9 protein-coding genes are annotated in these 11,949 nt (G+C 39.1%); 3 read left to right on the top strand and 6 right to left on the bottom strand.

Annotation, left to right across the window (positions count from 1 at the left end):
* Positions 1-84: 84 nt before the first annotated feature.
* The gene (gene lysS / locus UYI_RS0112700; RefSeq protein WP_016867041.1) at positions 85-1,611 is read right to left on the bottom strand and encodes a lysine--tRNA ligase; all 1,527 of its coding nucleotides are present in this window, start codon (positions 1,609-1,611) and stop codon (positions 85-87) included.
* Between the two features lie 228 nt (positions 1,612-1,839).
* Complete coding sequence (locus UYI_RS0112695; protein ID WP_016867040.1) at positions 1,840-2,925, bottom strand: hypothetical protein; 1,086 nt, start codon at positions 2,923-2,925, stop codon at positions 1,840-1,842.
* A gap of 1,796 nt (positions 2,926-4,721) precedes the next feature.
* On the opposite strand from UYI_RS0112695, the gene UYI_RS0112690 reads away from it, so the two are divergent.
* Complete coding sequence (locus UYI_RS0112690; RefSeq protein ID WP_026085924.1) at positions 4,722-6,161, top strand: glycoside hydrolase 100 family protein; 1,440 nt, start codon at positions 4,722-4,724, stop codon at positions 6,159-6,161.
* Positions 6,162-6,323: 162 nt separating this feature from the next.
* Here the strand turns inward: UYI_RS0112690 and UYI_RS0112685 are convergent, their stop codons facing one another.
* The 3 genes from UYI_RS0112685 to UYI_RS0112675 all read right to left on the bottom strand — a co-directional run bounded on the left by UYI_RS0112685 (position 6,324) and on the right by UYI_RS0112675 (position 8,915).
* Positions 6,324-6,926, bottom strand: a complete 603-nt coding sequence (locus UYI_RS0112685; protein WP_016867038.1) for a hypothetical protein — start codon at positions 6,924-6,926, stop codon at positions 6,324-6,326.
* A 120-nt stretch (positions 6,927-7,046) separates the two neighbouring features.
* Entirely contained in the window at positions 7,047-8,072 is a 1,026-nt protein-coding gene (locus UYI_RS0112680) for a glucokinase (RefSeq protein WP_016867037.1), read from the bottom strand.
* A 195-nt stretch (positions 8,073-8,267) separates the two neighbouring features.
* The gene (locus UYI_RS0112675) at positions 8,268-8,915 is read right to left on the bottom strand and encodes a histidine phosphatase family protein (protein WP_016867036.1); all 648 of its coding nucleotides are present in this window, start codon (positions 8,913-8,915) and stop codon (positions 8,268-8,270) included.
* 180 nt (positions 8,916-9,095) lie between these two features.
* Here UYI_RS0112675 and UYI_RS0112670 point away from each other — a divergent pair, with 180 nt between their 5' ends.
* Both UYI_RS0112670 and UYI_RS0112665 read left to right on the top strand, forming a co-directional pair.
* Positions 9,096-9,980, top strand: a complete 885-nt coding sequence (locus UYI_RS0112670) for a prohibitin family protein (RefSeq protein WP_016867035.1) — start codon at positions 9,096-9,098, stop codon at positions 9,978-9,980.
* A gap of 315 nt (positions 9,981-10,295) precedes the next feature.
* Positions 10,296-10,484, top strand: a complete 189-nt coding sequence (locus UYI_RS0112665; protein ID WP_026085923.1) for a hypothetical protein — start codon at positions 10,296-10,298, stop codon at positions 10,482-10,484.
* Between the two features lie 21 nt (positions 10,485-10,505).
* Here the strand turns inward: UYI_RS0112665 and ctpC are convergent, their stop codons facing one another.
* A complete protein-coding gene (gene ctpC / locus UYI_RS0112660) occupies positions 10,506-11,789 on the bottom strand; it encodes a carboxyl-terminal processing protease CtpC (RefSeq protein ID WP_016867033.1) in 1,284 nt (427 codons plus the stop codon).
* Between the last annotated feature and the right edge of the window lie 160 nt (positions 11,790-11,949).

The raw sequence follows: 11,949 nt of genomic DNA, 5'->3' as shown, positions 1-11,949 counted from the left end.
TTTAAATTGGTAAATTCACACTCACCTGGTTTTAAAATTATTACATATTTTTGTGGGACAGGTATCTTTACCTGTCCCTCCATTTTAGGTATTTTCCTTAGTTGCTTCTTCTGATTTCTCTGGCTTGAGTAAGGGGAAAGCGATCGCATCCCGAATACTAGCACAGTCAGTCAGCAACATGACCAACCTGTCAATACCAATACCTAAGCCTCCTGTGGGTGGCATTCCGTATTCTAAAGCTGTCAAGAAGTCTTCATCTACTCCCTGGGCTTCTAAATCACCTGCTGCTTTGCGGGCTGCTTGTTCTTCCAAGCGTTGACGTTGATCAATAGGATCAGTAAGTTCTGAGAAACTATTAGCAGTCTCTCGCCCGACAATAAATAACTCAAAACGTTCCACCAAACCAGGCTGAGAACGGTGTGGTTTTGCCAAGGGTGAAATTTCTACAGGATAGTCAATCACAAAGGTAGGTTGAACTAGGTTCGCCTCGACTTTTTGTTCAAAGGCTTCATTCAGCAACTTGCCAATTGATGGGCAATCTTCTATACCTTCTAATTCAGCATTTTTACATGCTGTTTTTGCCTCTTCCAGAGTTTGGAAAGAGTTAAAATCCAAGCCTGTGTATTCTTGTACCAAGCCGTGCATAGTTACACGCCGCCAAGGCGGTGTTAAATCAACTGCTTGCTCTTGGTAAGTAATTTGCAATGTGCCGAGTGTCTCTTGGGTGACGGTGGTAATAATCCCTTCCGTCAACGCCATCATGTCGTTGTAGTCGGCATAGGCTTGGTAAATCTCAATCGTAGTAAATTCTGGGTTGTGCCGGGTAGAAATTCCTTCGTTGCGGAAAATCCGTCCCAGTTCAAATACTTTTTCAAACCCCCCAACAATCAACCGCTTGAGATGAAGTTCTGTAGCAATCCGCAAATACAACTCCATGTCTAAGGTGTTGTGGTATGTAATAAACGGACGCGCATCAGCACCTCCTGCTTCTGCTTGTAAAACAGGGGTTTCAATTTCCAAGAAATCACGCTCTTCCAAGTATCTACGAATACCAGCCGTAATTTGAGCGCGACGCCGAAAAGTTTGCCGGACTTCTGGGTTAACAATTAAATCTACGTAGCGCTGACGGTAACGTTTCGCTACATCTGTCAAACCGTGCCACTTATCAGGCAGGGGCAACAAAGATTTTGTCAGGATTGTATATTGTTTAACGTAAACTGATAACTCGCCCTTTTCAGTCCGTTTAATAGTTCCTCTAGCACCCAGAATATCGCCGACATCTGTAAGTTGTTTGAGATGATTAAAAGCATCGGCGTCAATATCTGCCATGCCTTCCTGGATGCGATTTTTCTCTAAATAAAGCTGAATTTTGCCGGTTTCATCTTGTAAAGTGAAGAAAGCAAGTTTACCCATGACGCGACGCGCCATGATGCGTCCAGCGATCGCCACATCGATATCTACTTCTTCTCCATTGGCTAAATCAGCAAATTTTTCCTGCAATTGTGCTGCGTAATGGGTAGATTCCCAACGATAGGCGTAGGGATTCATCCCTAATTGTCTCAACTGTTCTACTTTCTCTAGCCGTGTAGTACGGATTTCTTCTTCCGACATAGTTAACGAACTTTCAGGGGGCAAGAATTAATTATAGATGCTGCTAAAGTAGCCAACAGCTGGTGTTGAAAATAGCGATCAGGGATGAACTTAACAGCAAACGCATGATCCATCTGTGTTAATCGCCTTGCACGGTGTTCGTTTAAATTTTTATCCCCTCTTTTTGGGTGCAATCGCCCTTGGGGTTCTCGCTTGAGAACAATAATATTTGGTGGTCACTGATAACTGTTAAATAATACCCTCAGCTAATTCTTCTTTATAACCCAAACGCGATCGCTCCTGCAAAAATAACTGCTGCATTTGTTGCAGACAAGGACACAACAACGTTTTCTGTTCTGTGTTCAAGTGGCTGATGATTGTTTCTGTCAAAAGTTGACACCATTTTTCTGTCATTTCCCATTGAATGCCTACACCCTCTACAACCATCACACACAACGGTAGCAGTTCTGTTTCTATAGATGCCATGCTGTTTTCCAAAAAGCACAACCACAGATAAGCTTGAAACATGTTCAAATCGCGCAGACAAGAGTGTTTAACATCTGGCTTACTCAATTCCCCTCTCCGGCTATGATGATTAGGCAACAACTCCACCAGTTGCTGATAAACAGATTCAGCAATTTTTGGTGTAGCTAATATCATCTGTTCCATAAGCTTTAATTCCTGTGAATCTATTTCATACTTGACAGCAGCCGCACAAACTCGTTGCCATGGCATAGCAACCTGTTCTTCAACAAATTTTAAGTAGGGAGTCAGTAATATTTTTTCTGTTGGTGTAAGTTTTTTCAGAATTAATTGGTTAGTAAAGTTTAATTGTGTAGTCATAAAGCCAAGGGAACGCCAATCCTTAGAGACTACATGCTGTTCTTGAAATACTAGTAATACTGGTTCTAATGAATATGCCAATTCTGTAATCTCTGGTATTCCCAATATAAAAATGTGATTATTTTCCCATGTTGCGTTTGTAGGTACGTTAATTTCAACCGAGTGTTTCTCGTAAACATCAAGTATTTTCTTATAGACACGAAAAGCAAATTGAGTGATAAGTCTTGCTTCGTTCAAATCTATGATATTAGGAATATAACTATAAAATGTTTTCGTTTGTATACATGCCATTTGGCAATTAATATTTAATAGATTATTCCTCAATTTTGTTGATGTTAAAGCTCGTCCCTCTGGTGAAGCAGTTGTTATCAAACTAGTATAAAGAGATTTTTCTAATGACATATGGTAAAAATCAAGCGTGTAACGCCTTGCCCAAAGCTTGAGCAATCTTTTTACTGATGGGGTTTGAACAGTTTCTACTGATTTAAGCATCAATTTTTCCTTTGGAATTTATTTTTGATTTTTGTGGCAAATAAATTAAACTAATATAGTTAATTATGAATACTTTTCGCATTCATAATAAATAAGTTTTGAGGAAAGAAAGATTTGCGACAAATTAAATCTTCAGTTGAAGAAATTGCTTGTGTAGCAGAAATATGTAAGATTGAGTTATTACAACTATCAAGCGTAATTAAAAAAACAAATAAGGATATCACAGAATATTTGTTGAAACAGAGATATTGTACTAATTACGATTAGCCGTGAAACAAATTTCACAGCATGAATTCTAAAGCCGTTTTAACCCGTAGATGCCCGTTATGGTGGCTTCCTGGAGGGTACTTTATTCAGGGCTAAATTTTAGGCTTGTTAAAAATAGTGCAACATATCAATTGAAATGGGCTAATTGTCAACTACTAGGACTGTTATCGGTGTTCAAAACCTTAATTAGAGGCTAATAACCTGCGTCAGTAAACTTTAGTTTTTTATTTTTTCAACAGCAAACACAAGGAAGTTTTGCGTAACAACCCTTTTTTGTACTTTACACAAACTTTAATAATAATCCGGAAGGATTTCATAAATTTTGCTAGGCAATATTTTTTTCCTCTACTAGATGTATGTGTAAATTGTTATATGATTATAGTAACAATAGCTACAAAAATCTGATATTCTCAATAATTAGTTTAATTAATCTAGGTGAGGCTCAAAATAGGTATTTGTATATCTGATAACAATTATTTGTGTATTCCAGATTTGTGCGATCGCATTCACAGGACTTTGAATAGAACGCCTTGTTGAATTGTTGCACTCTGCGCTCTCAATCATTTTTCCTTGTCCACAAATAATTTAAGGGGCTTACATTCTTTATCTTCGGGGCGTGAGTATTCTTCTCGTCCCGTTGACTGAGTCTTTGTATAAAGTAGGGGCTTAGTTAGTAAACTTGCTGATTGAGGAGAACTTATTACACCTACTGTCTAGGAGATGTAGCAATGAATAATTAACCCATATAATTATAATAATCAAAAATATTTGAAATATCTCATCATTAAGACTCTTGATAAGCTTATATTTGTAATTGTTTGAAAACGGGTTACTTTTATTATTGTGTGTGTCTTTTTTTATGCAATGTCTGAAATTTTTTTGCTGATTTGACAAATCAAATTCTAGCTTAAAAAGTAAAATTAAATACCAGTTCTTAAAACAGAGAAAAATGATTTTTAAAATTCATATTGCATATTGTGAAAATTCGTTATAATTTCTTATTATGCCTATCTCAGCAAATCGTTTCATTATAGTCAAAGTCACTTCTATACAAAATTAAGTATGTTTAGGACTTACGCACACTCTATGAACTCTTGGCGTTCTTGGCGTCTATGGCGGTTCGATAAATTAAGCTTTTTCGTGATTTTTGCGTAAGTCCTGATGTTTACTAAATCAGTATTTAAATTTACAAAAAATTTAAATACTACTGGGTATATGTTTTTGTATAGTAAAAAGTAATTTCTTACTTAGAAATTCAAAAAATTAAAAAGTAGATTTAGCTTAATTTATAGAATAAAAGTCTTTGCTATTGATAGTTAATTAGCAAAAAATAATCTACTTTCATCCATACAAGCAATGTAAAAAAAGCATATATAAATAAAACTGCTGATTTTAGCAGTAAATTAACTGCTTTTATCCTTGTTTTTCATTAAAAAAAGTGCTTGTTATGATGAGGATATTGGGAAGAATAAATCAGCGTGAATCTATTATCTAATCAAAAGTCTAATTTACATGGAGATTTTGTGGCTATGCAATTAGAAGACAGGGTAGCAATTGAAGATGTAGAACAAGAAGCGTGGGAGGTTTTAGAAAAATCAATAATGTACTATAAAGGTCGTCCAGTAGGAACGATCGCAGCCATTGACAGTACAGTAGATGCGCTCAATTACGACCAATGCTTTATTAGAGATTTTGTTTCTTCCGCTCTACTATTTCTCATCAAAGGTAGAACAGAAATTGTTCGTAACTTTCTAGAAGAAACCTTAAAGTTACAGCCAAAAGAGAATCAGTTGGATGCCTATAAACCAGGTCGAGGCATGATTCCAGCCAGCTTCAAAGTAGTTGTATCCCCAAGTGGTGAAGAATATTTAGAAGCTGATTTTGGAGAACATGCGATCGCCAGAGTCACACCAGTAGATTCGTGTTTTTGGTGGGTAATACTGCTACGTGCTTATGTAGTAGCTACAAAAGATTATTCATTAGCATATCAAAGCGATTTTCAACACGGCATCAGGTTAATTATGGAGCTATCTTTAGCGACACGTTTTGATATGTATCCTACCCTGTTGGTTCCAGACGGTGCTTGTATGATTGATCGTCGTTTGGGTATCTACGGGCATCCTTTAGAAATTCAATCTTTATTTTATGCTGCATTGCGTGCAGGGCGAGAACTACTAGTTTGCCAAGGCAATCAAGATATTGTTACAGCCATTGATAACCGCCTACCTCTTTTACGCGCTCATATTCGTAAACATTATTGGATAGACTTAAATCGCCTCAATGCTATTTATCGCTACAAAGGTGAAGAGTATGGTAGAGAAGCTGTCAATCAATTCAATATATATGTAGATTCGCTTCCTTATTCTGAATTAGATCGGTGGCTACCCAGAAAAGGTGGTTATCTCGCAGGGAATGTTGGTCCATCACAGATGGATACCCGCTTTTTCACATTAGGAAACTTGGTTGCGGTTATTTCTGATCTTGCTAGCGAAGAACAATCGCAAGCCATTATGAATTTAATAGAGAAACGCTGGGAAGATTTAGTCGGAGATATGCCGATGAAAATTACTTTCCCTGCCTTAGAAAATGAAGAATATAGAATTATTACTGGCTGCGACCCGAAAAATATACCTTGGTCTTATCACAACGGCGGCAATTGGCCAGTATTAATGTGGATGTTAGCAGCAGCTGCCATCAAAACTAATAGAGTGTGTCTAGCAGAGAGAGCAATTGCAATTGCCCAAACTCGCCTCAAGGACGATGAATGGCCAGAATATTACGATGGTAGAAGAGGGCGACTACAAGGCAAACAAGCTAGAAAATATCAAATATGGACTGTTGCAGGTTTCTTATTAGCAAAAGAATTGATTAACAATCCCTCTTGGTTGCCATTAGTCAGCTTTGAACCATTTACAGCAGAACAGGTTTCTAGGGCTTGTGAATTTGAACTTAACAGCTTTGACACTTAAATCTACTGAGTGGGTTGTTAGTTGTTGGTTGTTAGTGGTTGGGAATTAGTAAAAAGTTAACAGTTAACAGTGAGTAATAGAATTTGATAACTGATAACTGAATTACACTTCCCCCACTCCTCACACTCCCCATACCCCCACTCTCTGCGTCAATTCTCATCCTCATTTTTTCAAAACTAACTGGAAAGAATTCAAATACCCATTAATAGTTTTAGATAGAGACTTGTGTTGCTTATTGGTTGTGATCGCCATGACTTGATACAAGCGCCCATCAGCAACATACATGCGGTTTTTAGTTATTTTTCCACCAGAGTTGACATACTCGATTTCTTTGCCAGGATGACCATTGGAACTACGGATGCTACGCTGACCAATTAAATTACTTTGGGTAGTTTTTACAGCCATAGTTTGGGCATTGTTAAGTATTACTTGGGGATTGGTCATTTGACCATAGCTATAGGGAAAGTCGTTGTATGCCACTACATAAGCCACTTCTTGGTTAGGTAGTTGCCCAACAAACAGTTGTAAGTTTATTTCCCCCATATAGGTTTTTTGGGTCTGAGACATGGCTTTAGGTCTCCCTGGCATTAAGACAGTGAAGCTACCATCTGGAGCAGTAAATAACTTCCATTCTGACTTAATTGGTTTATTGGGGGCTGGTTTGGTAGGAGAAATGGGGCGTTGGGGAGGACGCGCCTCAACGCGTGTAAATCCGCTACATACTAAAGCCACAGTAATTAGGGACAACAACACTCTTTTTGTCATAGTTTTTGCTTTTACACGTGCTAATATTACGTAGGCTGATAGTTTGTTATAACTTAGCAAAATGTCTAAAAGCACCCGTAAAATTGTGTAAAAAGAGCGTTGTAGTCCTACGCATATCTACTATAACCTAGCAGCGTAAATAGCAGCACCTATCAACCCAACTTGTTGATTTGTTACAACATGTACTGGTATTTCTTCTAGCAGGGGACGCATTCTACCTTTATGGGTGAAATTAAACAGGAAATCACCTTGTTGAATTAAAGACAGAATTTTTGGGGCGATACCACCGGCAACATATAAACCACCGTAAGGGAGGAGTTTGAGAGCAAGGTTGCCTGCTTCCGCGCCGTAAGCTTCTATAAATAACTGCATTGTTTGTTCACAAAGGCGATCGCTTCCTTGTAAGGCAGCATTACCAATGGCTGCACCCGGATCGACGCTTTTTTCTTGTTTTCCTGCCTCTTGTTCCCAAGTTCTGACTATTTCGGCAATCTCTGGTGATTCGTCGTCAATTTTGCGATCGCGTAAAAATTGGTAAATAGAAACAATTCCTAATCCAGAAACTACCCGTTCCACAGAAACGCGCTGGATACTATGTTTATCCAACAGATATTTCAACAGTTGAAACTCCAACTCCGTGCGAGGGGCAAAATCAGCATGTCCACCTTCAGAGGGGAAAGCTTGATAAAAATTTCCCTGTTTGATTAAAAATCCTTGTCCTAAACCAGTACCAGCACCAATAATTCCAATTGGTGCGTCTGGATTGGATTTGCCAGTTTGCAGTGTATAAAAGTCTTGTGTTTCTAAGCCTAAAATGCCATAGGCAACAGCAGTAAAATCATTAATTAAAGAGACATAAGTGATACCGAGTTGTTGTTGCAGACGTTCAGCATCGAGAAACCAAGCCAAATTAGTCAGCTTGGCAGTATTGTGAACTATAGGCCCAGCGATCGCAAAACAAGCTTTTTCAGGTGTCGGCGTATTAGCTGCGGCCAAAAACTGTTGTACTATTGGCACTAAATCGGGAAAATCCCCACTGCGGTAACGTTGTTCATAGACTGTACGTAAAAGAGGTACTTCTGTTTCCTCCATCAGTCGCAGAATAGTTTTCGTCCCGCCGATGTCTCCAGCTAGTAGTAAAGTCATAAATATTAAAGTTAATAGTTAGTGGTTGGTGGTTAGTAGTGGATAGTTAGTAGTTGATTTTTTATCACTAACCACTATCGGTTTTCAATTACCTACAGATTGTTGACTGTTTGTCCATATACGACTATCAACCACTAACCACTATCCACTAGCAGTCAGCACGCGAAATTGGTTTAGCTATAATCCTTAACATCCTTAATTAAACCGAACAAATTCCTCTACTTGAGTTAAATGAGAAGTATCTCCCTTAAGTTCAAGAAACCATTCTGGATGCTGACGCACAACTTTTACTAAACTACACAAAGTTGCTTTAACTTCTGTTACAGCAATTTCCCCAACAAGTCCCATAGCTGCCCCAAGTACAGATGCACCGTGTCCCACCAGCAAAATGTTGTCTGGAGAGTATTCTGTGGCTAGACATCTAGCAGTTTGTCCAGAACGCGCCCGCACTTGTTGTTGAGTTTCTGGGTATTTAGCTGCAATGCGGGGTGTGTAGCTAATATCTATTCTAGGGAATAATTCAGCAAGAGCAGGGATAGAGAGTTTTTGTGGTTCCTCTGTCATCCAAGCAGGATTAAGCCATTCACTCAAACCTGTTTCTAGTTTAATTGGTAAATCTAGAACTTCTGCAACAGCGTTTGCAGTTTGTACTGTTCGTAAGAAAGGCGAAGCAAAAATATGGGCAATTTTTTCTCGCTTGAGGCGATTAGCTAGCTGCTTTGCTTGGATGAAGCCATCTTCAGACAAAGGCGGATCGTAACGTCGTTCGGCGGTAAGAAACCAATCAGGGTTAACAAAATCAAGACGGTTAGCGTGTCTTGCTATCCAAATGATTTGACTCATGGATGGATTCCCAAGCGGATACACTTTGCGGACTGCAAAGTAAATATCATCTCATGTTGGGAAATGTCAGGATTAAAAATTTTTGACAAAATGTGATTTTGTTCTAATATCAAGCATTACCTAGTGCATATACTGTAGTGGTTAAGTATTGATTGCTTCTTGACTCTACAGGTAATATTTATGGGTTTTATATTTTCTCTCTTAACAAGCCTGATTGCTATTTTTATCTATTTAAACTCTGGCAAAATGTCTAATGAACGATCGCGCTGGATAATTCGCTCAGTAAGTGTTTTAATTGGTGCGATCGCTCTACTTACTTCTGTTTCCAGGCTTTTAGTAATCGTACCGCCAGGTAATGTTGGAGTTGCCAACCTCTTTGGTCAAGTCCCTGATGACACATTTAATCCAGGTGTGCATTTGATGAATCCTTTTGCTAAGGTAATCAATTTTTCTGCACGCCTCAAAGATGTCAAAGAAAATGTCGATGCCACATCTCAGGAAGGGTTGAGTCTCAATCTTGATGTAAGTCTGCAATACAAGCTTGACCCCCAAAAAGCAGCAACAGTATATAAAAATATTGGTACAGACGAAACACAATTAGTTATTTCTCGATTTCGCTCGACAATCCGCGCTATTACAGCTAACTACCCAGCAGCAGCTATTTATTCTACCAAGCGTCAAGAAATAGTCCAGCAACTCAATCAACAGCTGACTCAACAGTTACTTCCTTTAGGTTTCATTGTAGAAGAAGCTTTGTTAAGAAATGTCAAAATGCCTGACAGCTTACAAGCAGCAATTCAAGAGAAACTCAAAGCAGAACAAGAAAATCAGCGCATGAAATTTATTTTAGAAAAAGAACGTCAAGAAGCAGAACGCAAACGCATTGAAGCTAGGGGTATAGCTGATTCCCAAAAAATTATTTCTGATGGACTTAACAATTCTGTACTGCAATTACGAGCTATAGAAGCTACTGAGAAATTAGCACAATCTTCTAACTCTAAGATTGTGGTGATTGGTGCTGAAAAAGGCACAGTACCAATTTTACTTCAACAAGAAACGAAGTAGAAGATGGAATTATGGGCTGTTGAAATTCACAAAGCTTAATACCATTTAAATCTTTTGTAACAACCTTTGTGACAACTTTACCTAAAACTTGATCCGATGGTTCAAAACCAGATTGCTTAATTGCATCCAAATCTGTTGTGCTATCGGTGGCTATTTGCTGGGAATAAGTCATTGGACAAGATCCTTTATTCAAGCAAGTTTTTGACTCGAGAGCATTACTGTAGTGCTTGCTACTATTAACCATTTACTCATCAAGTCCAACTGATGCCCGGAAGCTTTAAAATTTCTTCAGCAAGCAAATATCTGGTCACAAAAATGAGCAATACACAAAATTTCTATATTGTCAAGCGTCCTGCTGGCAACTGCGAAATCATCCCTAGCAATGAAGTTGCTGGGGATGACAATCCAGAGGTTATAGAAAAGTGGGGACCCTTTGAATCGCCAGGGGAAGCGATCGCTCGTCGTGTTGGACTGATTCGCGCGGGTAAATGCCAGCCAGTCTAAAGGCAAAAGTTAAACCACTTTCTAATTTCTTTGTGCGCTTGTGCCTTTAGCTGCAATTTCTTTGGCTAACACTTCCACTGCTTTAGCAAACTGTGGATCTGCTTGAGTACCGACTTTTTCTCGTTCTTTAAGCCACAAGTCTTGTCGCTGCTTATCATTTAAATCCACTACTATATTTGGGTCAATCCCATGTTTGTTGATATCTCTGCCCAGGGGGGTATGGTATTTAGCGATCGTGACTGCTAAGCCGGAACCATCATCCAAGGGGCGTACAGATTGTACTAGACCCTTACCAAAAGTCTGACTACCCACTACGACTGCACGCTTGTTGTCCTGCAATGCCCCTGAAAGAATTTCACTAGCACTGGCACTACCTTTATCTACCAATACCACCAAGGGTTTGTTCGTTAAAGCCCGTCCGTTGGCCATTTCTCGTTCCATCTCACCCTGACGGTCGATAGTGGAAACAATTGTGCCTCTATCCATCCACATCCGGGCAATGTCTACACTAGAGTACAGTAGACCACCCGGATTATTACGTAGGTCTAATATATATCCAGATACCTGCTTGCTTTCTAAATTTTTGATTGCATCCCGCATTTCTTTGGCAGCATTGGCACTAAACTGCTTCAAGCGGATATAGCCAATATTACCTGCAGGTGTTTGCTTTTGAGAAAATTCTACCGGATGGATTTCAATTCGCGCCCGTGTTATCGTAAATTCTTTTCTTTGACCATCACGCAGGATTGTTAAGTTAACTTTGCTGCCTGGTTCACCTCGGATTAGGGATACTGCTTCATTAGTATCCATGCCCTCTGTGCTTTTACCATTGATGTAGATAATGGTGTCTTTTGCCAGAATCCCAGCCTTAAATGCAGGTGTATCCTCAATAGGAGCAATTACAGTTAGCTTTTTCGTTTTTTCATCCAAACCTATTTGGATACCAATACCTGTCAATTCGCCAGAGGTATCAACTTGCATATTTTTGAATTCCTCTGGATCCATAAACCGGGTGTATGGATCGTCTAGCTTCTTCAGCATTTCCCGGATGGACTTATATGCTTCTTCATTGTTTTTGTAGGACTTATTCAGGTACTCACTCCGAACAGCTTTCCAATCTACCTGATTAAAAGTACCGTCTACGTATTGTTTATTAATAATTTGCCAAACTTCATCTACTAATTCCTTAGGACTTTCTTTAAAAAGAGCTTGTCCTTGCGAGTGAATGCCAAGGCTTGTAACTGCGATTGTGGATAGCGTCACCGCCGTAGCACCCAAAACAAGTCCATTTCTTGTAATTACCATAATGACAGCTGCGTGGCTAGGGACAAAATTTCATATGTCAGTATGCTCAATCTAACACAGGCAAATACTGTACAGAATGAACATATCTTGTTATTTCTACAAAGTTATTAGGGATCGGGGAGGTGGGGAGATGGGGAGGTGGGGAGATGGGGGGCTAGGG

The organism is Fischerella muscicola PCC 7414 (assembly GCF_000317205.1).
Taxonomy (GTDB): Bacteria; Cyanobacteriota; Cyanobacteriia; order Cyanobacteriales; family Nostocaceae; genus Fischerella; species Fischerella muscicola.
The sequence above is the reverse complement of the archived record's forward strand: the minus strand, read 5'-3'. Positions and strand labels throughout refer to the sequence as shown.

Excerpts from the sequence above, each read along its gene's own strand:
- lysS (WP_016867041.1), bottom strand. The coding sequence starts at position 1,611 with ATGTCGGAAGAAGAAATCCGTACTACACGGCTAGAGAAAGTAGAACAG.
- UYI_RS0112695 (WP_016867040.1), bottom strand. The coding sequence starts at position 2,925 with ATGCTTAAATCAGTAGAAACTGTTCAAACCCCATCAGTAAAAAGATTG.
- UYI_RS0112690 (WP_026085924.1), top strand. The coding sequence starts at position 4,722 with ATGCAATTAGAAGACAGGGTAGCAATTGAAGATGTAGAACAAGAAGCG.
- UYI_RS0112685 (WP_016867038.1), bottom strand. The coding sequence starts at position 6,926 with ATGACAAAAAGAGTGTTGTTGTCCCTAATTACTGTGGCTTTAGTATGT.
- UYI_RS0112680 (WP_016867037.1), bottom strand. The coding sequence starts at position 8,072 with ATGACTTTACTACTAGCTGGAGACATCGGCGGGACGAAAACTATTCTG.
- UYI_RS0112675 (WP_016867036.1), bottom strand. The coding sequence starts at position 8,915 with ATGAGTCAAATCATTTGGATAGCAAGACACGCTAACCGTCTTGATTTT.
- UYI_RS0112670 (WP_016867035.1), top strand. The coding sequence starts at position 9,096 with ATGGGTTTTATATTTTCTCTCTTAACAAGCCTGATTGCTATTTTTATC.
- UYI_RS0112665 (WP_026085923.1), top strand. The coding sequence starts at position 10,296 with ATGAGCAATACACAAAATTTCTATATTGTCAAGCGTCCTGCTGGCAAC.
- ctpC (WP_016867033.1), bottom strand. The coding sequence starts at position 11,789 with ATGGTAATTACAAGAAATGGACTTGTTTTGGGTGCTACGGCGGTGACG.